The sequence below is a fragment of the Parafrigoribacterium humi genome (assembly GCF_040227205.1).
GTDB classification, from domain to species: Bacteria; Actinomycetota; Actinomycetes; order Actinomycetales; family Microbacteriaceae; genus Parafrigoribacterium_A; species Parafrigoribacterium_A humi.
The window spans coordinates 33,889-58,810 of record NZ_JBELOA010000010.1; the positions used below are offsets into that span (position 1 = coordinate 33,889).

The 24,922-nt window shown below is 66.0% G+C and carries 22 protein-coding genes; 2 read left to right on the top strand and 20 right to left on the bottom strand.

Features of this window, described 5'->3' with window-relative positions:
* Positions 1-92 precede the first annotated feature (92 nt).
* Positions 93-1,517: a dipeptidase gene (locus tag ABUA28_RS13055; protein ID WP_349904643.1), complete on the bottom strand. Its 1,425-nt coding sequence runs from the start codon at positions 1,515-1,517 to the stop codon at positions 93-95.
* A gap of 40 nt (positions 1,518-1,557) precedes the next feature.
* Between ABUA28_RS13055 and ABUA28_RS13060 the strand changes: the two genes are divergently transcribed.
* Positions 1,558-2,142, top strand: a complete 585-nt coding sequence (locus tag ABUA28_RS13060) for a DUF3043 domain-containing protein (RefSeq protein WP_349904645.1) — start codon at positions 1,558-1,560, stop codon at positions 2,140-2,142.
* A gap of 22 nt (positions 2,143-2,164) precedes the next feature.
* Here the strand turns inward: ABUA28_RS13060 and ABUA28_RS13065 are convergent, their stop codons facing one another.
* The 3 genes from ABUA28_RS13065 to hisD are packed head-to-tail and all read right to left on the bottom strand — an operon-like array spanning position 2,165 to position 5,077.
* Complete coding sequence (locus ABUA28_RS13065; RefSeq protein ID WP_349904646.1) at positions 2,165-3,199, bottom strand: quinone-dependent dihydroorotate dehydrogenase; 1,035 nt, start codon at positions 3,197-3,199, stop codon at positions 2,165-2,167.
* Between the two features lie 47 nt (positions 3,200-3,246).
* Positions 3,247-3,720 (bottom strand): transcriptional regulator NrdR, encoded by a 474-nt coding sequence (gene nrdR, locus ABUA28_RS13070; RefSeq protein WP_349904648.1) that lies wholly within the window; start codon positions 3,718-3,720, stop codon positions 3,247-3,249.
* A 46-nt stretch (positions 3,721-3,766) separates the two neighbouring features.
* Positions 3,767-5,077 carry a histidinol dehydrogenase gene (gene hisD, locus ABUA28_RS13075; RefSeq protein WP_349904650.1) on the bottom strand — a complete coding sequence of 437 codons (1,311 nt, stop codon included), beginning with the start codon at positions 5,075-5,077 and terminating at the stop codon, positions 3,767-3,769.
* Positions 5,078-5,176: 99 nt separating this feature from the next.
* Here hisD and ABUA28_RS13080 point away from each other — a divergent pair, with 99 nt between their 5' ends.
* Positions 5,177-5,707: a flavin reductase family protein gene (locus tag ABUA28_RS13080; RefSeq protein WP_349904651.1), complete on the top strand. Its 531-nt coding sequence runs from the start codon at positions 5,177-5,179 to the stop codon at positions 5,705-5,707.
* Positions 5,708-5,729: 22 nt separating this feature from the next.
* Here ABUA28_RS13080 and dnaE read toward each other — a convergent pair whose 3' ends face one another.
* The 16 genes from dnaE to ABUA28_RS13160 form a co-directional block, all read right to left on the bottom strand.
* A complete protein-coding gene (gene dnaE / locus ABUA28_RS13085) occupies positions 5,730-9,194 on the bottom strand; it encodes a DNA polymerase III subunit alpha (protein ID WP_407075451.1) in 3,465 nt (1,154 codons plus the stop codon).
* 111 nt (positions 9,195-9,305) lie between these two features.
* Entirely contained in the window at positions 9,306-10,226 is a 921-nt protein-coding gene (locus ABUA28_RS13090; RefSeq protein WP_349904655.1) for an RluA family pseudouridine synthase, read from the bottom strand.
* A gap of 4 nt (positions 10,227-10,230) precedes the next feature.
* Positions 10,231-10,857 carry a signal peptidase II gene (lspA, locus tag ABUA28_RS13095; RefSeq protein ID WP_349904657.1) on the bottom strand — a complete coding sequence of 209 codons (627 nt, stop codon included), beginning with the start codon at positions 10,855-10,857 and terminating at the stop codon, positions 10,231-10,233.
* A 44-nt stretch (positions 10,858-10,901) separates the two neighbouring features.
* The gene (locus ABUA28_RS13100) at positions 10,902-11,645 is read right to left on the bottom strand and encodes a DivIVA domain-containing protein (RefSeq protein WP_349904659.1); all 744 of its coding nucleotides are present in this window, start codon (positions 11,643-11,645) and stop codon (positions 10,902-10,904) included.
* Positions 11,646-11,775: 130 nt separating this feature from the next.
* Positions 11,776-12,072: a YggT family protein gene (locus tag ABUA28_RS13105; RefSeq protein WP_349904661.1), complete on the bottom strand. Its 297-nt coding sequence runs from the start codon at positions 12,070-12,072 to the stop codon at positions 11,776-11,778.
* Between the two features lie 40 nt (positions 12,073-12,112).
* Entirely contained in the window at positions 12,113-12,589 is a 477-nt protein-coding gene (locus ABUA28_RS13110; RefSeq protein ID WP_349904662.1) for a cell division protein SepF, read from the bottom strand.
* Between the two features lie 36 nt (positions 12,590-12,625).
* Complete coding sequence (locus tag ABUA28_RS13115) at positions 12,626-13,318, bottom strand: YggS family pyridoxal phosphate-dependent enzyme (protein WP_349904664.1); 693 nt, start codon at positions 13,316-13,318, stop codon at positions 12,626-12,628.
* Positions 13,319-13,336: 18 nt separating this feature from the next.
* On the bottom strand, positions 13,337-14,509 hold the full coding sequence (gene ftsZ / locus ABUA28_RS13120) for a cell division protein FtsZ (RefSeq protein WP_349904666.1): 1,173 nt from the start codon (positions 14,507-14,509) through the stop codon (positions 13,337-13,339).
* Positions 14,510-14,663: 154 nt separating this feature from the next.
* Entirely contained in the window at positions 14,664-15,500 is an 837-nt protein-coding gene (locus ABUA28_RS13125) for an FtsQ-type POTRA domain-containing protein (protein ID WP_349904667.1), read from the bottom strand.
* Positions 15,501-15,685: 185 nt separating this feature from the next.
* Positions 15,686-17,095 carry a UDP-N-acetylmuramate--L-alanine ligase gene (gene murC, locus ABUA28_RS13130; RefSeq protein ID WP_349904669.1) on the bottom strand — a complete coding sequence of 470 codons (1,410 nt, stop codon included), beginning with the start codon at positions 17,093-17,095 and terminating at the stop codon, positions 15,686-15,688.
* A gap of 5 nt (positions 17,096-17,100) precedes the next feature.
* Entirely contained in the window at positions 17,101-18,183 is a 1,083-nt protein-coding gene (locus tag ABUA28_RS13135) for a UDP-N-acetylglucosamine--N-acetylmuramyl-(pentapeptide) pyrophosphoryl-undecaprenol N-acetylglucosamine transferase (protein WP_349904670.1), read from the bottom strand.
* Positions 18,180-19,409: a putative lipid II flippase FtsW gene (ftsW, locus tag ABUA28_RS13140; RefSeq protein ID WP_349904672.1), complete on the bottom strand. Its 1,230-nt coding sequence runs from the start codon at positions 19,407-19,409 to the stop codon at positions 18,180-18,182. Before ftsW ends, ABUA28_RS13135 begins: the two co-directional genes overlap by 4 nt.
* Positions 19,366-20,874 carry a UDP-N-acetylmuramoyl-L-alanine--D-glutamate ligase gene (gene murD, locus ABUA28_RS13145; protein ID WP_349904674.1) on the bottom strand — a complete coding sequence of 503 codons (1,509 nt, stop codon included), beginning with the start codon at positions 20,872-20,874 and terminating at the stop codon, positions 19,366-19,368. The genes ftsW and murD overlap by 44 nt, the downstream gene beginning before the upstream one ends.
* Positions 20,874-21,974, bottom strand: coding sequence for a phospho-N-acetylmuramoyl-pentapeptide-transferase (gene mraY, locus ABUA28_RS13150; RefSeq protein ID WP_349904675.1), 1,101 nt, complete (start codon positions 21,972-21,974; stop codon positions 20,874-20,876). The genes murD and mraY overlap by 1 nt, the downstream gene beginning before the upstream one ends.
* The gene (locus tag ABUA28_RS13155; protein ID WP_349904676.1) at positions 21,971-23,374 is read right to left on the bottom strand and encodes a UDP-N-acetylmuramoyl-tripeptide--D-alanyl-D-alanine ligase; all 1,404 of its coding nucleotides are present in this window, start codon (positions 23,372-23,374) and stop codon (positions 21,971-21,973) included. The genes mraY and ABUA28_RS13155 overlap by 4 nt, the downstream gene beginning before the upstream one ends.
* Positions 23,375-24,913, bottom strand: coding sequence for a Mur ligase family protein (locus ABUA28_RS13160; protein WP_349904679.1), 1,539 nt, complete (start codon positions 24,911-24,913; stop codon positions 23,375-23,377).
* Positions 24,914-24,922 lie beyond the last annotated feature (9 nt).

Sequence of the window (24,922 nt, forward strand, 5' to 3'; positions counted from 1 at the left end):
TTATCGACGGTGCCCGTCATCAACGCGCCACGTACAATTCTCTGCTCAGTCTAAGCATGGTTGCGGAGAAAAACACTGCACGGGCGACGAGTTCACTCCGCGCGCTCGGTCAGGCGAGCGAGAAGCACCGCCTCGGTCAGGATGGCCCGGTGGAACACGCCGAGGTGAAGCGATTCGTTCGGGCTGTGTGCCCGTGAGTCCGGGTCTTCGACGCCCGTGACCAGGATCTGGGCGCTGGGGAAGAGCTCGACGAGGTCGGCGATGAATGGAATCGACCCGCCGATGCCCATCTCGATCGGGGTACGCCCCCAGCCTTCCTCCATCGCCGTCTCGACCTCGGCGACGGCCCAGCCGCTCGTGTCGACCAGGAAGCCGTTGCCCTGGTCGACATCGCTGATCTCGATATGCGCTCCGAACGGAGCGTGCTCGCGGAGGTGCCGCTCGATCGCGGTGAACGCGTCGGCAGAGCTCTGACCCGGCGCGATCCGCGCGCTGATCCGCACCGAGATGACCGGAGCGAGCGTGTTCGAGGCGTTCGCGACGCTCGGAGCGTCGATCCCCGTCACGGTGATCGCCGGCTGGGACCAGGTGCGGCCGAGAATGCTGCCTGTGCCGATCGGCGTGACACCGTCGAGCATGCCGCTCTCCTCACGCAGCCGCTCCTCCGAATACTCCGGGGTCTCGCTCTCGTGGGCGACCAGTCCGTCCACGGCGACGGAGCCGTTCTCGTCGTGCAGGGTGGCGAGCAGCGCGACCATCGCGAGCATGGCATCCGGGATCGCCCCCCCGAACATCCCGGAGTGTGAGGCGTGGTCGAGGGTGCGTACGGTGAGCTTGAAGGTCACATTGCCGCGCAGCCCGACCGTGAGTGCCGGGGTGTCGATGTCCCAGTTGTCCGAATCTGCGACGACGATCACGTCGGCCGCGAGTTGGTCGCGATGTTCCCTGAGGAAGTTCGTGAAGGAGCGGGAGCCGAACTCCTCTTCCCCCTCGATGAACAGGGCTAGTCCGAGATCGAAGTCCGGGCCGACCGTCTGGACGAACGCGCGAATGGCCGCGAGGTGCGCGACGACGCCCGCCTTGTCGTCTGCGGCGCCTCGTCCGTAGAGCCGGTCACCGCGCGCGGTCGGCTCGAACGGCAGGGACTCCCAGTCCGCGTCGGCCCCCGGAGGCTGGACGTCGTGGTGGGCGTAGAGCAGGATCGTCGGCCTGCCGTTCTTTGCCGCGCGAGTGGCGAGCACCGCGGGCTGACCGAGTACGGCGGGCGCAGACGACGAGTCCTGCGCACCGATGGGAGCGCGCGCGACGGTCACGTCGTCGAAGACTCCGAGGTCGCGCACGAGGCCGGCCACGGCATCCGCACTCCGCGCGACGTGGCTCGGATCGAAGGCCTCCCACGAGACCGACGGGATGCGCACGAGGCGCGACAGATCCGCTACCGCCGCGGGGAATCCGGCCTGCACCGCGTCGCGCAGTGCCTGAAGAAGAACCGGGTCGGTGTTTTGCGTAGAGGTCATGCAGGTAATCTTAAGCAGTCAACTACTGCAAGGGATCACCGTGGCCAAGTCATCGTCGAAGAAGCCGGACGAGTCTGTCGACTACGAGTTGAACGCCGACAGCGTCACCGCGGGCAAGGGTCGGCCGACCCCCACTCGCAAGGAGCGCGAGGCCGCCAACCAGCGACCGCTGGTTCCCGGCGACCGTCGCGCGGGCAACAAGGCCGCGCGGGCGCGCATGGCAGAGTCTCGTGAGCGCGCCAGGGTCGGCATGGCCAATGGCGAGGAGAAGTACCTCACTCCGCGCGACAAAGGGCCCCAGCGCCGGTTCATCCGTGACTACGTTGACGCGCGCTTCAGCATCGGCGAGGTGATGATCCCGATCCTGTTCGTCATCATCGTCCTGAGCTTCATCGACAACCCGCTGTTCCAGATCATCTCCGTGTTCGCACTCTGGGCGTTCTTCATCATCGCCGTGGTCGACTCCGTCGTGCTCGGTTTCATCGTCAATCGCAAGCTCGCCGCGAAGTACGGAGCGGACCGCGTTCAGCGGGGCAACCGCTGGTATGCGGCGATGCGCGCGATGCAGATGCGCCTCATGCGCCTGCCGAAGCCCCAGGTGAAGCGCGGGCACTTCCCCGCGTGATTCCCGCGCGCTCCGTGGCCGGTCAGGCTCTGCGCGCCGCCCTTCGCAGGCCGCGGTTGATCTGCCGGGCCCAGAACGGACCGAGATAGAGGAACGCCGTATAGCCCTGCACGAGGGTTGCACCGTGTGCCAGGCGTTCCGCGACATCCGCGGCCGTGGCGATTCCCCCGACGGAGATCACACACATCTCTTTCGGTACGACGGTTCGAATGAGCTTAAGGACGGCGAGGGATCTCTCCGCCAGTGGCGCACCGGACAGGCCGCCCGCACCGATACCCTCGACGACGCTGGCCGGGGCCGTGAGCCCGGCGCGCGTGATCGTCGTATTGGTGGCGATGATGCCGTCAAGCCCGAGCGTCACGGCGAGCTGCGCGATCTCGACGACGTCGGCGTCCGCGAGATCCGGTGAGATCTTCACGAGCACGGGGGTCTCCTCCGCAGCATCCCTCACCGCGGTCAACAGCGGTTCGAGCCTCTCGGTGGACTGCAGGCCACGCAGCCCCGGGGTGTTCGGGGAGCTCACGTTGACGGCGAGATAGTCGGCGGATGGTGCGAGCAGCCGCGTGCTCACGAGGTAGTCCTCGACGGCGTCAGCGACATCCACGACCCGGCTCTTGCCGATGTTGACGCCGATGATCGGGCGCCGTGTCCTGATGGCGAGCGACCGCAGGCGCGGAGCAGCATCCACGGCACCTCGGTTGTTGAACCCCATGCGGTTGATGACAGCGCGGTCCTTGACGAGCCGGAACAGCCTGGGGCGGTCGTTGCCCGGCTGGGCCCGAGCCGTGATCGTGCCGGCTTCGATGTGGCCGAAGCCCAGTTGCCAGAGCCCCATGACGGCGTCCGCGTTCTTGTCAAAGCCCGCGGCAACGCCGAACGGTGACTCGAAGTGCAGGCCGAGCGTGTCGACTCCGAGCGAGGCGTGCGGGCGCGTCAGAAGCCGTACCAGGGCCCCGATGCCGAGTCGCGGCAGCCAGCGGATCACCAAGAACGCGAGGTGATGCGCGTTTTCGGGGTCGAGTTTGGACAGGAACAGGGAGAAGAGGATGCGATACATGCCGTAGCCAGAGTACTGGCACCGGCGCCCCGATCGTTCCGCCGAACTCAGTCCTCGTCGCGCTGTGTCGTGGAGCCGTGTTCCACCCGCAGCTGCGTTATCGCTGCTTCGAAATCTTCGAGCGAACTGAAGCCCTGGTAGACGCTGGCGAACCGCAGGTAGGCCACCTCGTCGAGCTCACGGAGAGGAGCGAGGATGGCGAGACCGATGTCGTTGGCATCGACCTGGGACGCGCCGGTTGCCCTGATCGCCTCCTCGACCCGCTGGGCGAGCACCGCGAGATCCGCGTCCGTCACCGGCCTTCCCTGGCAGGCCTTGCGCACGCCGGAGACGATCTTCTCGCGGCTGAACGGCTCGATCACTCCGTTGCGCTTCTCGACGTTCAGGCTGGCGGTCTCGGTAGTGCTGAAGCGGCGCCCACACTCCGGGCACTGGCGGCGTCGACGAATCGACAATCCGTCGTCGCTCGTGCGCGAGTCGATGACGCGGGAGTCGGGGTGCCGACAGAATGGGCAGAACATAGTGGATCAACGATACGACACGCGCACCGTGATTCGCCGCAGGCCGCTACCGAGGGGTGAATCGCGCGGTGATCGCCGCGGCGTGCGCGGGGAGATCCTCCGCGGTGGCCAACGCAACGATCCTGGCCTCGACCTCGGCCAGGGCCTCTCGGTCGTACCGAATCACCTGTTGGGAACGCAGGAAGGTATAGGCACCGAGACCGGCCGAGAAGCGCGCCTGTCCGCCGGTCGGCAGCACGTGGTTGGATCCGGCGAGATAGTCGCCAAGGCTCACCGGGGAGCTGTTTCCGAGGAAGATCGCGCCGGCGTTCTCGATGCGGACGAGCGCGGCATCCGGGTCGACCGTCTGGATCTCGAGGTGCTCTGCCCCGTAGGCGTTGCTGAAGGCGATCGCGGCATCCAGGTCGTCGACGAGGACGATCGCGGACTGCTGGCCGGACAGCGCCTCCTCCACCCGTGCGCCGTGCTTCGCCTCCGGTGCGAGCCTGTCGAGTTCTGTGCGAACCCTGGCCGCGAGCTCGGCAGAATCGGTGACGAGGACCGCGGAGGCCAGCTCATCGTGCTCCGCCTGGCTGATGAGGTCGCTCGCGACGAGAAACGGGTCGGCCGCCCGGTCCGCGATCACCAGGATCTCGGTGGGTCCTGCCTCCGCATCGATCCCCACCTGCCCGCGGACGAGTCGCTTCGCCGCTGCAACGAAGACGTTGCCCGGCCCGGTGATGACCTGCACGGGATCGAGCCCGATCGAGGGAACACCGTATGCGAACGCACCGATCGCGCCCGCGCCACCCATCGCATACACCTCGTCGATGCCGAGGAGCCCGGCCGCGCCGAGAATGGCCGGGTGGATCGACCCACCGAAGTCCTTCTGGGCGGGCGAGGCCAGCGCGACGGATGCGACCCCGGCAACCTGCGCGGGCACGACGTTCATCACGACACTTGACGGGTAGACGGCCTTGCCGCCAGGAACGTAGAAGCCGACGCGGCGCACGGGGCTCCAGCGCTGGATGACCTCCGCACCCGTACCGAGCGTCGTCACCGACGCCGTGGGAAGCTGGGCGCTCGTGGCCTGGCGGACCCGGTCGATTGCCTCCTCGAGCGCGGAACGCACCTCGGGCACGAGACCATCCACCGCCGCCGCGATCTCGGATGCAGCGATGCGGATGTGAGGGGGGCGCACGCCGTCCAGGCGAACCGCCTGCTCGACAAGCGCCGCCTCTCCCCGGCTGCGGACATCCGCAATCAGGCCGGAGGCGATTTCGGTAGCGGCGGCGACATCAGTCTGCGCCCGAGGCACAAGGGCGAGAAGTTCGGCGCGAGTAGGCTTGAGCCCTCGAAGGTCAATGGTCTGGATCATGGCGTTTCAACCTTAGTTGTTGGAACACGGCCCGCATCGAACGCGGCACCCGTCCGCACATGGAAACCATCGGAGACACCAAGAAAGCTGAACGCAGGCATGGAAACAGCATCACCCGAGTCGCCCCAGAACGAACCAGAGCTTGAGCCGGACGGATTGGCCGCCTTCAAGCAGGTGTTCCGCCGACACGCGGCCGGCGTCGTTGCGATCACGGCTCGCACCCCGGATGGCAGGCCCGTCGGCTTCACGGCAACCTCTCTCGCATCGCTTGCGGCCGTGCCCCCACTCGCCACGTTCAACATGGCGCGCGTCGCGAGCGCCTGGCCCGCGATCGAGAACACCGATTACGTGCTGATCCAGACGCTCGGTGCGCGCAACCGCGGCCTCGCGGACAAGCTCTCGGGCGATCACGATGAACGATTCGTCGGAGACCACTGGGCGCCGGGACCACACGGACTCCCGATGCTGAATGACGTCACGGCGTGGATGCTCGGACGAATCATCGAGCGCCATCACGTCGCCGCCAACGCGGTCATCGTCGTGCAGATCGAGGCCGGCGGAGTCGGAGACCCGGACGAGGCACTTCTCTACCACGAGCGCACCTACCGCACGCCGGGCGACGTACTCTGAGCGCGTCAGGCCGACCGGGCTTTCAGCCCAGGCAGGCCGGTCCGAGAAGAGACTTGAGCTCCCCGTAGAGGTCGGCGCTCACCGTCACGGGGTACGGAATCTCGAACATCCGCGCCGACTCGCCCTTGATCAGCTTGAGCCGCACCTCGGTGTCACCGGAGTGCCGGATCAGCACGTCATTGAGCGAGCTCACGACATCGGTGGTCGCGCGCAGTTCCGGCATCGAGATCATGAGCGGTCCTGAGCCGAGGCTCTGGCCTATGTCGGGAGTGAACATGCTCACGGCGTGGAGATTCATGCCGTCATCGCGCACGCTGACACGACCGCGCACGACGACCACGGAATCGTTACTGAGCGCGGGTGAGAACTCCTGGTAGGTCTTGCCCATGAACATGACCGTGACCTCTGCGCCGAAGTCTTCGACCGTGATCATGCCGTAGGGATTGCCCGAGGTGCGCGCGATTCGATGCTGCACGCTCGTGATCAACCCGGCGATGGTGACGGTTTCCCCGTCGCCGGCGACATCGCCGTCGAGCAGATCCGAGATCGAGGTACTCGCGTGCTTGGCAAGCTGCATCTCGAGCCCGGCCAGCGGGTGGTCGGAGACATAGAGCCCGAGCATCTCGCGTTCGAAGGCGAGCTTGTCGCGCTTGGCCCACTCCGGCCGATCGGGAATCTTCTCGCTCTCCTGCTCGAATTCGAAGATCCCGCCGAACAGGTCGACCTGGCCATTGGCCTCGTTGCGCTTGATGCTCACGGCAGACTCGACGGCATCCTCGTGGATCTCGAGCAGGGCACGCCTGGTGCCCTCCATCTGGTCGAATGCGCCAGCCTTGATGAGCGATTCGATCGTGCGCTTGTTGGAGACCTGGATGGGAACCTTGCGCAGGAAGTCGTGGAACGACGAGAATCGGCCCTTGTCTTCCCGGCTCACCCGGATCGCCTCGACCACGTTGGCTCCGACGTTGCGGATGGCGCCGAGGCCGAAGCGGATGTCGCCCGCGACGGCGGTGAAGTCGCCGCTGGACTCGTTGACATCCGGTGGCAGCACGTGGATGCCCATCCTCCTGCACTCGCTCAGGTACATCGCGAGCTTGTCTTTCGAGTCGCCGACGCTCGTCAGCAGGGCGGCCATGTACTCCGCCGGATAGTTGGCCTTGAGATAGGCGGTCCAGTAGCTGAGCACGCCGTAGCCCGCGCTGTGCGCCTTGTTGAACGCGTAGCCCGCGAACGGCATGAGGGTGTCCCACAGCACCTTGACCGCCTCGGCACTGTAGCCGTTCTTCGTCATCCCCGCGTCGAAGTCTGCGTACTGCTTGTCGAGCTCGGACTTCTTCTTCTTGCCCATCGCGCGGCGCAGCACATCGGCCTGTCCGAGGGTGAACCCGGCAACCTTCTGCGCGACGGACATGACCTGCTCCTGGTACACGATCAGGCCGTAGGTGATTCCCAGGCTCTCGCGCAGGGGCTCTTCGAGCTCCGGATGGATGGCCTCGATCTTCTGCAGGCCGTTCTTGCGGAGCGCATAGTTGGTGTGCGAGTTCATGCCCATCGGACCGGGCCGGTAGAGGGCGATGACGGCCGAGATGTCTTCGAAGTTGGTGGGTTTGAGTTGCCGGAGCAGCGCCCGCATGGCGCCGCCATCCAGCTGGAACACCCCGAGGGTGTCTCCACGAGCGAGCAGGTCGTAGGTCTTCTGGTCCGCATCGAGGTCGAGGTCCTCGATCACGAGCGGGGTGCCGGTGTTCTTCTCGATCATCCGGAGTGCGTCTTCAATGATGGTGAGGTTGCGCAGCCCCAGAAAGTCCATCTTGATGAGTCCGAGCGACTCCAGCGGTGGCTGGTCGAACTGCGTGATGATCGCGCCGTCGTCCTCGCGCTTCATGATGGGAAGCACGTCGATGAGAGGCTCTGCGGACATGATCACACCCGCGGCGTGCACGCCCCACTGGCGCTTGAGGTTCTCGATGCCGAGCGCGGTGTCGAAGACCTTGGCGGCCTCCTGATCGGTCTCCAGCACGGCACGGAAGTCGCTCGCCTCCTTGTAGCGCGGAGCCTCCTTGTTGAGGATGTCGCCGAGCGAGATGTCCTTGCCCATGATGGCCGGCGGCATCGCCTTGGTGAGCTTCTCCCCCACCGAATACGGCATGCCAAGCACGCGCGCGGAGTCTTTCAGCGCCTGCTTTGCCTTGATCGTTCCGTAGGTGACGATCTGGGCGACCCGGTCGTCGCCGTACTTGTCCGTGACATACCGGATGACCTCTGGGCGACGATGGTCGTCGAAGTCCACGTCGATATCCGGCATCGACACGCGCTCCGGGTTGAGGAAGCGCTCGAAGATCAGCCCGTGCGCAAGCGGATCGAGCTCGGTGATCCCCATCGCGTAGGCCACCATGGAGCCCGCGGCAGATCCACGCCCGGGCCCGACCCTGATCCCCTGGCTCTTCGCCCAGGTGATGAAGTCCGCGACGACGAGGAAGTAGCCGGGGAAGCCCATCTGCTTGATGACGTCGACCTCGTACTGCGCCTGTGCGAGGTGGGCCTCGGACGGAGCGTTGTCGAAGCGGCGCAGCATTCCTTCGGCAACGGCCTTCTCGAACCACGTCGCCTCTGTCTCGCCCTCCGGAACCGGGAACCGGGGCATGAGATCGCGGTGCTCGAAGTTGACGTCGCACCGCTCCGCGATCAGAAGGGTGTTGTCGCAGGCCTCCTGGTGGTCGGGGAACAGCCTGCGCATCTCCGAGGCCGACTTGAGATAGAACTCGTTCGAGTCGAACTTGAAGCGGTTGGGGTCATCGAGGGTCGACGCTGACTGCACGCAGAGCAGGGCGGCGTGCGCCGTTGCGTCGCGCGCGTGCGTGTAGTGGAGATCGTTGGTGGCCACGAGCGGCAGCCCGAGGTCCTTGGCCAGGGCCAGGAGTTCCGTGGTGGTTCGGCGCTCGATCTCGATGCCGTGGTCCATGATCTCGGCGTAGAAATTGCCCTCGCCGAAGATGTCACGGAAGTCTGCTGCGGCCTGCCTGGCCTCTTTGTACTGGCCGAGACGAAGTCTCGTCTGTACCTCGCCCCCGACGCACCCTGTGGTCGCGATGATGCCCTTCGCGTACCGACTGAGCAGCTCCCGGTCCATGCGCGGCTTGAAATAGAAACCTTCGATCGAGGCGAGGGACGAGAGCCGGAAGAGGTTGTGCATCCCCTCGTTGTTCTCGGACAGCATCGTCATGTGGGTGTACGCGCCCGAACCACCGACGTCGTCCTGGTTCTGTGAACCCCCACCCCAGCGCACGCGGGTCTTGTCCTGCCTCGCGGTGCCCGGCGTGATGTAGGCCTCGGTGCCGATGATCGGCTTGATGCCGGCGGCCGTGGCCTGCTTCCAGAAGTCGTACGCCCCGAACATGTTGCCGTGGTCGGTGACCGCGAGTGCAGGCATCTTCTGCTCAGCGGCGGCGGCCGTCAGTGGGGTCACTCGTGCCGCGCCGTCCAGCATCGAATACTCACTGTGAACGTGCAGATGCACGAACGAATCATCGCTGGCTGGCACAACATCTCCGACTGAGGGGCTTTGATGAAAAGCTTATGCCAGCGCCTTCGAGGAGGCTCACTCGGCACGCAGGATGTCGATGGCGTTCTGGAGATCGCGCGGATATTCGGTCGTGAAGACCACGGTCTCGCCGCTCCCGGGGTGCCGGAATCCGAGCTGGACCGCGTGCAGCCACTGCCGCTCGAGACCAAGCCTGGCCGAGATGGTCGGGTCGGCGCCGTACATCGCGTCACCGACACAAGGGTGCCGCTGTGCGGCCATGTGAACGCGGATCTGATGGGTCCGCCCCGTCTCGAGCTGAACCTGCAGGAGCGAGGCGCTGCGAAACGCCTCGAGCGTCTCGTAGTGGGTGACGGAGGGCTTGCCCCCTGCCACGACCCCGAACTTCCAGCTCGACCCCGGGTGCCGACCGATCGGCGCATCGATCGTCCCTGCGAGCGGGTCCGGGTGTCCCTGGACGACGGCATGATAGATCTTCTCGACCTCGTGGTCGTGAAATTGCCGCTTGAGCTCGGTGTACGCGCGCTCGCTCTTGGCGACGACCATGAGCCCACTGGTTCCAGCGTCGAGCCTGTGCACGATGCCCGCACGCTCGGCCGCGCCGGATGTCGACACCCGAAAGCCCGCGCCGGCCAGCGCACCGAGCACTGTCGGCCCGGTCCAGCCGATCGACGGGTGCGCCGCCATTCCGACAGGCTTGTCGATCACGATGATGTCGCCATCGTCGTGCACGACGGTGAAGTCCGGTACGAGCATGGGAATGATGGTCGGTGGCTGTTTTGGCTCCCAGGTCACCTCGAGCCAGCTGTCTGCGCGAAGCCGATCGGACTTGCCCAGCACGACCCCATCGGCGGTCACACCGCCGCTGGCGGCTACCTCGGCCGCGAAGGTGCGCGAAAAACCGAGGAGCTTGGCCAGGGCCGCATCGACACGCTCGCCACCGAGCCCTTCTGGAACGGGAAGGCTTCGGGAATCCACGCGGCTACCCGCGCCCCTGCGTCCCGTCTTCCGACGGCTCTACTTCGTCTCCGCGTGCGACGGGAACCATGTGCATGACCCTGCGCCCGTCGAGGTTGGTCCCGCGAAGCGTGAGGATGATGAACAGCCCCATACTCGCAACAATGAACGAGTCAGCAACGTTGAAGATCGCGGGGAACCCGTAGACCTGGATGAAATCCACGACGTGCCCGAGCCCGAAACTGGGCTCCCGGAACAGACGATCGGTGAGGTTGCCAACCGTGCCCCCGAGCAGCATCCCGAACAGCACAGCCCAGGAGAGGGCGCGGATTCGCCGGGCGAACACCAGGATGAACACCGTGACCGCCGCTGCCGCGATCGAGAAGATCCAGGTCGAGCCGCTCGCGAGCGAGAACGCGGCGCCGGAGTTCTTGACGAAGTGGAACTGGAGGAGCTGGCCGAGCACCTCGACCTGGCTGCCCTCGACCATGTTCTTGACGACCAGGAACTTGGCGAGCTGGTCGAAGCCGTACACCACCAGGGCGACGATGACGAGGACGACGAGCGCCCTCACGCTCACCTTCCTGGTGGGCTTGCGGGCGTCGCTCGCCCGCACATCCGAGGTCTGGATATCTGCGCTTGGGGCACTCACCGTTCTGGCGCCGGGCTTACGCTCCGGCTCGGTTGCCGCCAAAGTCAGTTGCCGCCAAAGCCCTGGTAGCTCGTGGGAGGAGTCGCGGTGGCTGCGTCGAAGCCCGCGGGTTCCTGACCCTCAGGCTGCTGGGCACCACCAACGGGGTTCGAGGAGTCGAGCTCGCGCAGCTGGCCCTCGATGTAGCTCTTGAGCTTCTGGCGGTACTCACGCTCGAAGTCGCGCAGCTGCTCAATGTTGCTCTCGAGCTGCGTGCGCTCCTGCTCGAGCTGGGCGCGCTCCTGGTCGAGTGCTGCGATCTGCGTGCGCTGGGTGGCTTCGGCTTCTCCGACGATCCGCGCCGCCGTTGCGTGGCCTTCCGCGATGAGTGCGTCGCGCTTCTCGATGCCCTCGCGAACGTGCTCCTCGTGCAGGCGACGTGCGAGCTGCAGAAGGTTGTTCGTGTTGTTGGGGTCGAGGCTCGGATCGGTGGCAGGAGCCGCGTAGCTGGGTGCGGGAACCACGGGGGCCGGAGCGGATACCGGAGCCGCGGCCTGCGGCTGGTCCCCGAACACGGGAGTCTGAGCGGGAGTCTGCGCTGGCGCCTGCGTCGCGCTGCGCTGTAGCTCGTTGATGCGAGACTCTCCGGCGATGAGTCGCTGGCGAAGCTCCTCGTTCTCCTGGTTGAGGCGCCGCAGTTCGACGACGACCTCGTCGAGGAAGTCATCGACCTCGTCCTGGTCGTAGCCCTCGCGGAACTTCGTCGGTTGGAACCGCTTGTTGACCACATCTTCAGGCGTCAAGGCCATGGGAATCACCTCAAAAAACATCTAGGAACGTCGCGAATGACGTTCATCCAACGCTAGCAAATAACACGACACCCGGCATGCGAATGTTGTCGCCAGCCGCGCCACCGTACAAGAGTACACAGACTCCCTGTTAGCGAAATGCCATTGCCAGGTACAGGAGCACGATCACCACGAGCATCACGGCGCTCCACGCGAAGTCGAGAGCGATACCACCGAGCCTCAGGGGTGGCAGCACACGCCGCACGAGCTTGATCGGCGGGTCGGTGATCGCGAAGACGAACTCGGCGAGCACCAGCCCGAATCCGCTCGGACGCCAGTAGCGGGCGAAGCCGCGCACGAGGTCCAGGATGAACCTCGCCCACATCGCGAGGAAGTACAGGAGCAGCAGGAAATAGAGGATCGTCGCGACAAGCGACACTGCGCTCACAGGAACGCTGTCTCAGGACGGGATGTTCTTCGCACGGGCCTCAGGCCTGCGCGAAGAACGACGCGTCGACGTCCGGTTCGACCTCTGCCTGGTCTCCGCTCACCGCGACGTGCGCGGGTGAGAGCAGGAACACCTTGCTCGTGACGCGCTCGATCTTCCCGTACAACCCCTGGGACAGCCCGCTGGCGAAGTCGATCAGGCGCCGCGCATCCGGCTCACTCATCTGGGAGAGGTTGATGATCACCGGGATGCCCTCGCGGAAGCTCTCAGCGATGACCTGGGCGTCCTTGTACTGGCGCGGGTGCACCGTGAGGATCTCGTTCATCTCGACCGGGGCGGCATTTCTCGTCGTGGTGGGGCGGCGCAGCGGCGTGACGGGCGCGCGAGTTGCCGAGGGCTGGGGTGTGGCCTGGTGAGCGACCGGAGCCGCCTGCACGGAGGGTGCGGCATCCTCGTAGTCGAGCTCCTCGTCCGCGAGGCCCAGATAGACCATTGTCTTGCGCAGCGGGTTAGCCATGTCTTTGCCTCCTGTGATGATGCTCTTGGTTCGAGATTAACCGGCAGGTGGGCGGTTTCCCGTGATTGCCGTGCCAATCCTGAGGTGTGTCGCGCCTTCCAGGACCGCCTCCGGGAAATCCGCCGACATGCCCGCGGAGATGAACTGTGCGGCAGGAGCAAGTGCGCGAATTCGATCTGACGCCGCCCGTACTCGTGCGAACGCCCTCCGCGGTTCCTCATCGATCGGAGCGACGGCCATCACGCCCTGGAGCTCGAGCCCTGGTGTACCAAGCACGAGCTCCACCATCCGTTCCAGGTCGGGTTCTGCGACGCCGCCGCGGTGCGGATCGTCGGTCAGGTTGAGCTGGACGAAGCACTCGAGCGTGCCGTCGTTCGAGGCGAGTGCCTCGACGAGCGACGGACGATCGATCGAGTGGATGACGCTGGCATACGCTCGCGCCTGGCGAGCCTTCTTGCTCTGCAGCTGTCCGACAAAGTGCCAGCGCAGATCGAGACCCGCGGTGGCTTGCGCCTTCTCCCGTGCCTCCTGATGGCGATTCTCACCGAAGTCCCGCACGCCGAGCGCGTGCAGCTGCCGCACCAGTTCGACCGGGTGAAACTTGGTCACGACGATCGTCGTGACCTCGGATGGGTCGCGGCCCGCCACGCGGCAGGCATCGGCAACTGAAGCGCGAACCGCGTCGAGTCGCGAGCCCAGAAGGGTCGCGGCATCGTCTTCGTTCGCCATCTTCTCGACCGGACGGGGCTACTTCAGGAAGTCCGGGACGTCCAGGTCGTCATCGTCATCGTCGAAGACGGGGTCGTTGTGCGGCGCGGGCAGCTCCGGCTCGCCCTGCCAGAGCGACGCCGTGCTGGCACCGGGCGCCGAGTCGTCGCCATCCCGATCGGTCACGTCGATCGCACGAGCGGACTCCGCATCATCGCCCGCCTCCACGAAGGTGGAGCGATGACCGATCTTCTTGATCGCCGGCTCTCCACCATCGAAGCCTGCGGCGATGACGGTCACGCGCACCTCGTCACCGAGGGTGTCATCGATGACCGCACCGAAGATGATGTTCGCCTCCGGGTGCACGGCTTCCTGCACGAGCCTGGCAGCATCGTTGATCTCGAAGATGCCGAGGTTCGACCCTCCCTGGATCGACAGGAGGACCCCGTGCGCGCCGTCGATGCTGGCCTCGAGCAACGGTGACGCGACCGCGAGCTCAGCAGCCTTGATCGCGCGGTCGGCGCCGCGAGACGACCCGATGCCCATGAGTGCTGAGCCCGCGCCCTGCATGACGGACTTCACGTCGGCGAAGTCGAGGTTGATGAGGCCGGGAGTGGTGATCAGGTCCGTGATCCCCTGCACACCGGCGAGCAGTACCTGGTCTGCGGTCGCGAAGGCCTCGAGGAAGCTGATGCCGCGATCACTGATCTCGAGCAGCCTGTCGTTGGGCACCACGATGAGGGTGTCGACTTCGCTCTTGAGCGCGGTCACACCGGTCTCGGCCTGGGCCGCGCGACGCTTGCCCTCGAAGCCGAATGGCCGAGTGACGACACCGATGGTCAGCGCGCCGATGGACTTGGCGATTCGCGCGACGACCGGGGCACCTCCCGTGCCGGTTCCGCCGCCCTCCCCCGCGGTGACGAAGACCATGTCGGCGCCGGCAAGCGCTTCCTCGATCTCTTCCGCGTGGTCCTCTGCTGCGCGCCTGCCGACCTCGGGATCCGCGCCCGCACCGAGTCCGCGGGTGATCTCGCGACCGACGTCGAGCTTGACGTCGGCGTCGCTCATGAGCAGGGCCTGGGCATCCGTGTTGATGGCGATGAACTCCACACCACGCAGCCCGAGCTCGATCATGCGATTGACGGCGTTGACGCCGCCCCCGCCAATGCCGACGACCTTGATCACGGCGAGGTAGTTCTGGTTTGATGTCACGTCCGGCCTCCGACGGGGAACATTAAACCTCTGCTAGAGGCTTAAAGTTATGCTCAGTATAGCTTTACAATCTCGAAGCTAAGCGCGCGGCCTCCACGGCGACAGCAAGGGGGCCAGCGTGTCGCAAACTGTCAGCCCACTGGCAGAGAAATATCTAGCCGATGCGAACGACTGCACTGTTCGGCGCAGAGACGTCGTACTCGACAACAGCGTTGGCATCCTGGTGCGATATCAGGTCAGCGAGAACCCTGGCCTTCACCGCGGATCGGTCGGCGCTGCCCCACACGACACGCTGCCCGACGCCGTCGAGTACGAGGGTCACGTCGTCCTTCGTGCGCGCGGTGACCGTGTCGACCTTCGACGACACGCTGGTCGGAAGCGCGAGCAACACCGATACCGCGGCCCTGAACGCCGTGCTCGCGGTGTTGGTCGAACCGGAGTCGATGAGCGGCAGCTTCGGTGGGCGCTCGGTCGCATGCGAGAGCGTCACCCCCGCGGCGTCCACCACCGTGAAGCCGCCCGCCGTGGCGATAACCCCGAGGGGCGTGCGCTCCACGATGTGGACGACAAGGGTGTTCGGTGGCACTGCCTCGGTCACGTAGCTTCGGATGAGCGGGAACTGCGCCAACTCCGCTTTGATCTTGCCGAAGTCGACGAGCGCGAGAGGCGTGCCGATCTGGTCCGCCAAGGCGGATCGGATCTCGGCGGCGCTCACGCTCGACGCACCTTCGATCCGAAGCGTCTTCAACGCGAGGAGCGGTGAGTAGACCGCGACGGTCACGAGTATGCAGAGAACGACCAGCGCACCGGTCGCGGTGAGCCAGCCCGCCCTGCGATGACGGCTGCGCCTCGTGAACCTGCGGACCTCACCGCGCTCGTAGCGACGACGAAGCCTGGCTGCCTTCCTGGCCTCGGAGCGCGCGGGTGCAGTCGGCCTGTGTTCGGAGGGCTCTGCGGGTCGCCACCGGGGCGCCCTGGCAGGTTTTGTCACGGATTTCGACGAGGGCTTCGGCGCGGGCTCTGCCGAGCGAACCCTCTCGGCGGCAGCCTTAGTGGCTCCGGCAGCGCGCCCCCGGCGCGGAGCACTCGGGCGGCCAGTGGTCGGGGTCGCCGACCTCTCCGGGTTGCGCGGTGGGTGCTGGTCGAATCCTTCCGGTCTCTTCATCGTGCGCCCACTTATCCCTCGACGCTGCCGCGAGTGCGCTGCAGTTCCTCGAGAAGCGCGGGGATGAGCCGATACACGTCTCCGCCTCCCATCGAGATCACGAAGTCACCCGGACGCGCCGCAGCCGCGGCGAGTTCAACCGCGCGCTGCCAGTCCTCGACGTACTCGACCCTGCCGCGATCCCGGAAGCGGGCCGCGATGAGCTCCCCCGTGACGCCCGGCTCTGGGTCCTCCCGCGCGCCATAGATCGGAACGATGATGGTGTGATCCGCGAGGCTCTCGAAGGTGTCTGCGAAGTCTGCGGCGAGCATCCTGGTCCTGCTGTAGAGATGCGGCTGGAAGATCGGGATGAGCCTTCCCTGCCCGACAACGTCGCGCGCGCCGGAGAGCGCAGCACGAATCTCGGTAGGGTGATGCGCGAAATCGTCGAAGACCTTCACCCCGCCGATGTCTCCACGCAATTCGAAGCGTCGCTCCGTCCCGTCGAACTGGGCAATGGCATCGATGGCGGCCTGCGGAGCGATCCCGAGGCCCATGAGCACGCCGAACGCGCCTGCGGCATTGAGCGCGTTGTGGAGACCGGCGACCCTGAGCGTCGCGCTGTAGTCCTCGCCCCGGTAGGCGAGAGAGAACGACACCGTCTGTGCTCCGCGCACGGAGTGCAGTCGCACATCCGCGGTGGCCGCCTGTCCAAAGGTCGTCACGCTCGTCGCGCGCAGCCTCGTCGTGATGTTCACGGACCTCGGGTCATCGCTGGAGATCACGACGCGTTCCTTCGCCTTTTCGGCAAACGTGATGAACGCGTCTTCGAAGGCGTCCTCTGAGCCGTAGTGGTCCAGGTGATCGGGATCGACATTGGTGATCAGCACGACGGCAGAGTCGTACAGCAGGAACGAGCCGTCCGACTCATCCGCTTCGACCACGAACAGGTCATCGGCCCCGGGGGCAGCGCTGACGCCGAGTGAGCGGATCACTCCCCCGTTGACGAAACTCGGATCGAGGCCCAGCGCCCGAAGCGCAGTCACGATCATCGCCGTCGACGTCGTCTTGCCATGGGCTCCCGCGACGGCAACGAGCCTGTGCCTGCCGGTGAGCCAGGCGAGAGCGCGTGCCCGATGCACGGCAGGGATGCCCGCGTTCCCGGCCGCGACATACTCCGGGTTGTCTTCGGCGATCGCGCCGGTCACGACAAGGGTGTCCGCGCCGGCGATGTTGGCTGCGTCATGCCCGATCGCGATCGTGGCGCCCCTGGCGCGCAGCGCCTGCACCGCAGATGTGTCTCGGATGTCCGATCCGGTCACGGTGAACCCGGCGGCCAGGAAGAGGTGGGCTATGCCGCTCATTCCCGCGCCACCAATGCCCACGAAGTGAACGGCACCGGGATTGTCCGGCATGAGCTGGGAGAAATCGGACTTGATCATCGGAGCTAATGTACCCGTCCGGCGAGGGCATCCCCGACGAGCGCAACAGTGCGGTCCGCGCCATCGAGAACGCCGATGGACCGAGCTCTTTCGGACATCCGGACCAGCCCATCGCGATCGTCCAGCAGCGGCATCAACTCAGCGCGTACCCACCGCGGGGCGAACTGCGCGTTCTCCACCAGTCGAGCCGCGCCGACGCGCACAGCTTCCGCGGCGTTGAGCCTCTGCTCGCCGTTGCCGAAGGCGAGCGGAACATAGACGGCGGGGATGCCAAGGGCGGTCAATTCGCTCACCGTGGCCGACCCTGCGCGGGAGAGCGCGAGGTCGGTGGCGGCGAGGGCGAGATCCATGCGGTCGCAATACGCCAGGACGTGGTACTGGGGCAGCTCCGGCACCTCCAGGTCGAACCGCTCCCCCGCGATGTGCAGGACCTGCCAGCCCGCGGCGACGACATCCGCCGCGACCTCGAGAACGGTTTCGTTCAGGTGCTTCGCGCCCTGCGAGCCGCCGGTGACCAGCAGCGTCGGCCTGGACTCGTCCAGGCCGAAGAACGCGACCGCCTCGGGCCTCGTACCCGCGCGGTCCAGCCGCTCGATCTCGCGACGCAGCGGCATCCCCACGAAGCGGGCGTGCCGAAGTGGAGTGCCTCGGAAGGCGACGCCGACAAAACGGCTGAGCCTGCTGCCGAGTCGATTGGCGATCCCGGGCTTGGCGTTGGCCTCGTGGATGACCAGCGGAATGTGTTCCCGCCTGGCAGCGACGTAGGCCGGTGCGGACACATACCCGCCGAAGCCCACGACGACATCGATATCACGCTCGCGGATGATAGCCCGGATGCGCGCGACGGATCGCAGAAACTCGCGAGGAAATCGCACCGCCGCACCGTTCGGGCGTCGTGGAAACGGCAGCTTCGGCACCACGACGAGCTCGTAGCCGCGCTGCGGGACGAGCCTGGACTCGAGCCCCTCGGTGGTGCCGAGGACGCTCACGACGGCATCGGGTTCGCGTTCCATGACCCGATCGGCGACCGCCAACAGGGGGTTCACGTGTCCGGCCGTACCCCCACCGGCGAGCAGGTATCGGGTCATCGTCGCTTGTCGATGGAGTCGGCGGGGTGCCGCGCGAAGGAGAGCACGATACCGATGGCGAACAGGGTTGTCACGAGGGCAGACCCGCCCGCCGAGATCAGGGGTAATGGCACCCCCAGGACCGGCAGGATGCCGAGCACCACCGCAATGTTGACGAACGCCTGCCCGATGATCCACACCATGACGGCGCTGATCGCAATCTTGGCGAAGGGGTCTGAGTTCGCCCGCATGATCCGCACGAAGGAGATCGCGATGACGATGAAGAGCAGGAGAACGACGATGGCGCCGAGGAGACCGAGTTCCTCGCCGATGATGGCGAAGATGAAGTCATTGTCCGCTTCGGGTAGCCACGACCACTTCGCCTTCGAGTTGCCGAGGCCCACGCCGAAGATCCCACCGGATGCCAGCGCCCACCACCCGTGCACGGTCTGCCAGCAGGTGGTGGAGTAGGTGTCGCTCGAGGCGCACCCGGTGAGGAAGGCGTGGATGCGATCCTGGCGAGAGTTCGTGCCGAATGCGAAGACCAGCACGCCCATGGCGGCGACCAGCATGGGGATGAGAAGGATGCGCAATCGCACGCCGGCAAAGAAGGCTGTGCCCGCCACGATCGCGCCGAGGATGATGGTCGTGCCGAGGTCACCGCCGATGAGCACCAGCAGCAGCGCTGTGCCGGCAACGGGCAGGAGCGGCATCGCGATCTCGCGCCAGTCGCCGAGGGCATGTTGTTTCTTTGACAGGATCAGCGCCAGCCACAGGACGAGTGCGACCTTCGCGACCTCGGACGGCTGGGCATTGAACCAGCCGATCGAGATCCAGTTCTTGTTTCCACCGCGCGAGACGCCGAGCGGGGTCGCGACGACGAGGAACTGCAGCGCGATGGCGATGATCATCGCCGTCCCGGCCCACCTCTTCCAGAAGGCCACCGGCACTCTCGACGCAATGAGCATGAGCGGAATCCCGAGCATCGCGAAGATGCCCTGGCGGATGAATCCGGTGAAGAAGTCGTCGTTCGCCTTGTAGGACTCCACGGACGAAGAGGACAGCACCATCACGAGCCCGAAGATGACGAGGAACAGAGTCGCTCCGAGAAGGAGGAAATAGTTGCCGGTCTCCGAGGCGAAGATATTCCTGACCGCGACGACGGCCGCGGCAGGACGAACGCGTTCTTCGCGCCGACCCTCGTTATCGGCCGAATCCCTGCGGGCGCGCGGTGGGCTTGTCGTCATCCGACTGATCTCCCAACAACTCGTGCACCGCAGCGGTGAACCGGTTTCCCCGATCGGCATAATTGCTGAACTGGTCCATTGATGCGGCCGCCGGGGCGAGTAGCACGACATCCCCACCCTGTGCGACCGCAGCCGACAACCTCACGGCCGCTGGCATTACCTCCTCAGTCTCGGTCGTAACGACCTCGAAGACCGGGAGTTCGGGCGCGTGTCGCGCGAAAGCTTCAAGCAGTGGTTGACGGTCCTCGCCGATGATGACGGCGGCGCGCAGTCGCCCCAGTTGTGCGGCGACGAGGCCGTCGACATCAACCCCCTTGAAGAGCCCTCCGACGATCCAGACGACGGGGTCGAACGAGGTCAATGCCGCGGTCGCCGCGTGTGGATTGGTGGCCTTCGAGTCATTGAACCAGCGAACGCCGTCCTTCGATCCGACGAGCTCCGTGCGGTGGTGATCGAGACGGAACTCGCCCAGCGCCTCACGGATGATCTCGGGCTCGACGCCGCAGGAGCGAGCGAGGGCGGATGCCGCGAGCACGTTCGCGACCATGTGCGGCGACCCGAGACCCGTGGCAGCGAGTTCCGCGACGGTCGTGAGCTCGAGCGCCGAGTGATGCCGGTCGTCGTGGAAGGCGCGGTCGACCAGGATGCCGTCGACGATGCCGAGATCGCTCAGGCCGGGAACGCCGCGCGTGAAGCCCACCGCCCGGCATCCGTCGATGACGTCGGCCTCCTCGACCATGTCGAGCGTCACCGCGTCTTCCTCGTTGAAGATGCAGGCCACACGAGTGGCGCGATACACGGTCGCCTTCGCGTCGCGGTAGGCCCGCGCGGAGCCGTGCCAGTCGAGGTGGTCATCCGCGATGTTCAGGCACACGCTCGAGTGCGGCGACAGGCTCTTCGCGTAGTGGAGCTGGAAACTCGACAGTTCGACGACGAGCAGGTCGAAGCCCGCTGGGTCGCGGATGGCATCGAGCACGGGCACGCCGACGTTGCCGCAGGCGACCACACGGTGGCCTGCAGCGGCCAGCATCGCCGTCGTGAGCTGCACGGTCGTGGTCTTGCCGTTGGTACCAGTGATAGCAATCCAGTCCGCCGGAGTGGCCACTTTGTCGCGCAGGCGCCACGCCAGCTCAACGTCGCCCCACACGGGAGTCCCTGCGCTCTCCGCCCAGGTGACGGCGGGATGAGTCGGCCGGAATCCGGGCGAGACCACGACGAGCTCCGGACGAAAGTCCGAAACGGCGTCTCGACCGGTATCGAGCAGGAGGGGAACGCCGATGACCTCGAGCACCTTCGCGGTTTTGTCATCCGCGGAGTCCGCAAACACCTGGCACTCAGCGCCCAACTCGGCGAGGGTGTCCGCGGCCGCGAAACCGGTGAGTCCGAGGCCGAGGATCGCGACCCGCAGGCCACGCCAATCGTCATGCCAGCTGTTCAGGCCATCGACGTCGATTGCTGTGCGCATCAGTGACGCAGGACCCATTCGATGTAGAAGATGCCGATGCCTGCCGCGACGAACAGGCCGGAGATGATCCAGAACCGCACGACGATCGTGACTTCGGCCCATCCCTTCATCTCAAAGTGGTGGTGCAGCGGGCTGGCGCGCCAGATGCGCTTGCCCTTTGTCGCCTTGAAGTAGATGCGCTGGATGATGACCTGGCCGGTGACCACGAGGAACAGCCCGCCGATGAGGATGAGCAGCAGCTCGGTGCGAGACAGGATGGCGAGTGCGGCGAGAGCACCACCGAGGCCGAACGATCCGGTGTCACCCATCATGATCTGGGCCGGAGAGGTGTTCCACCAGAGGAAGCCGATGACCGCACCGACGATCGCGGCGGCGATGACCGCGAGCTCAAGCGGGCGAGATACGTCGTAGCACTTCGCGACATCCGACTCCGGCAGGATCCCGAAACAGGACTGCTTGTTCTGCCAGAAGCAGATCACGACGTAGGAGCCGATCGCGAGGATCGACGAGCCCGCAGCCAGACCGTCGAGACCATCGGCGAGATTGACCGCGTTGGAGACCGAGGTCGTGATGAGCACGATCCAGGCAGTCAGGATCACGAAACCGAGACCGGCTCCAAAGACCGCGACCATGTTGAGTCCATCGATATCCCTCACGAAGGAGATGAACGAGGAGGCCGCCGTCATCCCGTGCGCGTCGCGATGCGTCAGCGCGAGTACCGCGAACACGATCGCAACGATGATGCATCCCAGGATCTTGTACGGGCCGGCGAGTCCGAGGCTGTTCCTCCGCCTGACCTTCAGGAAGTCGTCAATGAACCCGACGAAGCCGAGCCCGACCATCATGAGGATCACGAGCAGGGCGGATGCCGATGGCTGTTCCCGCGCCACGAGCTTGCCGAGGAAATAGCCGATGACGGAGGCAGAGATGAAGACGATCCCACCCATCGATGGCGTTCCACGCTTGAGGACATGAGCCGTCGGTGTGTCCGCGCGAATGAACTGGCCGAGATTGAGTCGCCGGAAGGCCTTGGCGAACAGTGGTGTCAACAAAAGAGTGAAAACCATGGAGGTTGCCGCAGCCACCAGCAACGCGATCACGAGTCGACGCCTCCCACACGGTCGCCGAGAAAGCGCAACCCCGCCGATTTCGACGATTTCACGAGCACCACGTCCCCCTCGCGCAGTTCGCCACGCAAGAGATCGTATGCCTCATCTGCGGTCGCAACGAGCACCGACTCCCCGTCCCACGAACCCTCGAGTCCCGCGGCATTGTGAATATGCCGCGCGCCGTGCCCGACGACGACGAGCTTCTGGATGTTGAGCCGCACGACCAGGCGTCCGATCCGATCGTGTTCTTCATCAGCCACGTCGCCGAGCTCGGCCATCTCCCCCAGCACGGCAACCGAACGCTGCGATGGGCCGACGAGCTGGGCGAGAGTCTTGAGTGCCGCGGCGGTCGAGTCGGGGCTTGCGTTGTACGCGTCGTTGACGACGGTTATCCCACCGCCGGGGTGCAGCACCTCCATGCGCCACCGCTCAGCGCGTGTCACGGACTCGATGGACTCGAGCGCCGCGTCGAGCGGAATCCCGAGCTCCCTGGTTGCGGCGATCGCGGCAAGCGCATTCATCACGTGGTGCTCGCCCAGGATCTTCAGCGTCACGGTGCGGCGCTCGCCGTCGCTGATCAGGGTGAAGGATGTCCCTGCCGCAGACGCCGCAAGATCATCGGCCCGCGGATCGGCGGGTTCGTCCAGCCCGAACCAGACCACCCGTGCCGCCGTGAGCGAGCGCATGGCGGCAACTCGGAAATCGTCCGCGTTGAGGATGGCGATGGCCGTATCCGGAAGCCCCGTCACGAGTTCTGCCTTGGCGGCCTGAGTCGCCTCCAGCGTGCGGAACACGCCGGCGTGCGCGAGGCCCACCTTGAGCACGATGGCGATGTCAGGCTTCGCCATCGCGGCGATGCGGCCCACTTCTCCCGGCCCACCAGCACCGGCCTCGACGACGAGAAAGCGCGTGTCGAAATCGATGCCGAGCATCGAGAGGGGCGCACCGACCTGGTTGTTGTATGAGCCCTGGGGTGCGACCGTTGGCCCGTGCTTCTCGAGCACGGCGCGCAGCAGGTTCTTCGTGGTCGTCTTGCCGTTCGATCCCGTGACGGCGATCACGCGCAGCGCGCCGCGCGCGTGGACTCTGGCAACCACGTCGGTGGCGAGTGCCCCCAGCGCGACCACGCCATCCGGCACGATGATCTGGGGCACGGCGAGCGGAAGCAACCGTTCGACAATGATGAGCGCGGCACCCGCCGTCACCGCTGCCTCGGCAAAGAGATGACCATCGGTGGTCTCGCCCCTGAGGGCGAAGAAGATCGAACCGGCGCCGACGAGCCGGGAATCCGTCTGCACGCTGCCGGACACGACCGTGTCAGCGGCGGTGTCGGAGTTTTCGAGCGTGCCGTCGACGGCGGCCGCGACGTCCGCGAGAGTGAGGGCTATCACCTAGACCCAGCCTGCTTCGCGCAGCGCGGCACGGGCTTCTGCCCGCGCCGAGTACGGCGTACGCACACCCTGGATGTCGCGGTAGTCCTGGTGGCCGGGCCCCGCCCAGAGGATCGAGTCGCCCTCTTTCGCAAGAGAGACCGCGTGACGGATGGCCGCCTCCGGCGGGCTGATCTCGTACAGGGTCGCCTGGTTCTCGGCCAGCGCCGCGCCCTCGACGAGGGTTGCCCTGATGGACGCGGGGTCTTCAAAGCGCGGGTGGTGGTCGGTGATGACGAGGATGTCCGAGCCCTCGGACGCGACCCTCGCCATGTCGTGGCGCTTGGTCGCATCCCGGTCACCGTCTGCGCCGAAGACCATGATCACCTTGCCCTCAGTGACCTTGCGCACCGCGGCGAGCGTGTTGAGGAAGGCATCGGGACTGTGGCCGAAGTCGACGTACACGGACGGACCACGATCTCCCGTGACAAGTTCCGTTCTGCCGGGCAGGTAGGCCTCGATCCCGTCGGAGATCGCCTGCCCGATGGCCTCGAGCTCGAACCCGGCCTCGACGAGCATGACGATGGCAAGTCCCGCATTGGAGGCCATGTGCCAGCCGATGAGCGGAACCCGGGTGACGAGCGAACGCCCCTCCGGGCCGGTGAGTCTGAATTCCGTGTATGCGGCCCGCTCATCGAGGATCTCGACGTTCCATTCGGCCTCGACGCCGGGCGTGGCGGAGATCGTCGTCACGGGAATGCGAGAGCCCTCGACCACGCGCTGGCCCCAGGGAGAGTCGAGCGAGACCACGCCGCGCTTGCCGTGGTCCGGGGTGAAGAAGACGAGCTTGGAGTGGAAGTACTCCTCCATGCCCGCGTAGTCGTCGAGGTGGTCGTGGCTGAGGTTGGTGAACGCCACGACATCGAAGGAGAGCCCGTCGACCCGGTGGCTGCTCAGTGCCTGTGCGCTCACTTCGACGGCGACGGCACGCACCTCGCTCTCGCGCATCCTGGCCAGCAGGGCGTGCAGCTCGCTCGCCTCGGGCGTGGTGAGCCTGCTCACGACGGTGAGTTCGCCGATGTGCCGCTCTGCCGTCGAGCTGAGGCCGGTTACGAGACCGAGCTGCTTGAGGATCGCCTCGAGCAGGTATGCGGTGGAGGTCTTGCCGTTGGTTCCCGTGACGCCGAGCAGCAGCGGAGGATGGTCGTTGGTCTGGTAGACCCAGGCCGAGACATCGCCCAGTGCCGCTCGCGGCGAATCGACGATCACGATCGGCAGGCCGGCGTCCACCGCAATGGCAGCGCCCTCCTGGTCCGTCAGGACCGCGACGGCACCGGCTTCCTTCGCTTCGGTGACGAAGTCTGCCCCGTGGGTGTGCGCACCTTTGATTCCAACGTACAGGTCGCCCGGCTGCACCTCGCTGCTGCGCAGCGTCACTCCCGTGAGCTCAACCCCATCGAGAGACCCGACGTGCTCGAGATCGAACTCGGCGACGAATGCGGATAACGGCCTCGCTACCGGATGCTCCGGCCTGAGAACCGGGGGGATCCGAGCGGTCAAGTCATCCTC

Excerpts from the sequence above, each read along its gene's own strand:
- ftsW (WP_349904672.1), bottom strand. The coding sequence starts at position 19,409 with ATGACGACAAGCCCACCGCGCGCCCGCAGGGATTCGGCCGATAACGAG.
- ABUA28_RS13110 (WP_349904662.1), bottom strand. The coding sequence starts at position 12,589 with ATGGCTAACCCGCTGCGCAAGACAATGGTCTATCTGGGCCTCGCGGAC.
- nrdR (WP_349904648.1), bottom strand. The coding sequence starts at position 3,720 with ATGTTCTGCCCATTCTGTCGGCACCCCGACTCCCGCGTCATCGACTCG.
- murD (WP_349904674.1), bottom strand. The coding sequence starts at position 20,874 with ATGCGCACAGCAATCGACGTCGATGGCCTGAACAGCTGGCATGACGAT.
- ABUA28_RS13065 (WP_349904646.1), bottom strand. The coding sequence starts at position 3,199 with ATGTATCGCATCCTCTTCTCCCTGTTCCTGTCCAAACTCGACCCCGAA.
- ABUA28_RS13135 (WP_349904670.1), bottom strand. The coding sequence starts at position 18,183 with ATGACCCGATACCTGCTCGCCGGTGGGGGTACGGCCGGACACGTGAAC.
- dnaE (WP_407075451.1), bottom strand. The coding sequence starts at position 9,194 with ATGCTGGACGGCGCGGCACGAGTGACCCCACTGACGGCCGCCGCCGCT.
- ABUA28_RS13080 (WP_349904651.1), top strand. The coding sequence starts at position 5,177 with ATGGAAACAGCATCACCCGAGTCGCCCCAGAACGAACCAGAGCTTGAG.
- ABUA28_RS13115 (WP_349904664.1), bottom strand. The coding sequence starts at position 13,318 with ATGGCGAACGAAGACGATGCCGCGACCCTTCTGGGCTCGCGACTCGAC.
- ABUA28_RS13055 (WP_349904643.1), bottom strand. The coding sequence starts at position 1,517 with ATGACCTCTACGCAAAACACCGACCCGGTTCTTCTTCAGGCACTGCGC.
- ABUA28_RS13100 (WP_349904659.1), bottom strand. The coding sequence starts at position 11,645 with ATGGCCTTGACGCCTGAAGATGTGGTCAACAAGCGGTTCCAACCGACG.
- hisD (WP_349904650.1), bottom strand. The coding sequence starts at position 5,077 with ATGATCCAGACCATTGACCTTCGAGGGCTCAAGCCTACTCGCGCCGAA.
- murC (WP_349904669.1), bottom strand. The coding sequence starts at position 17,095 with ATGATCAAGTCCGATTTCTCCCAGCTCATGCCGGACAATCCCGGTGCC.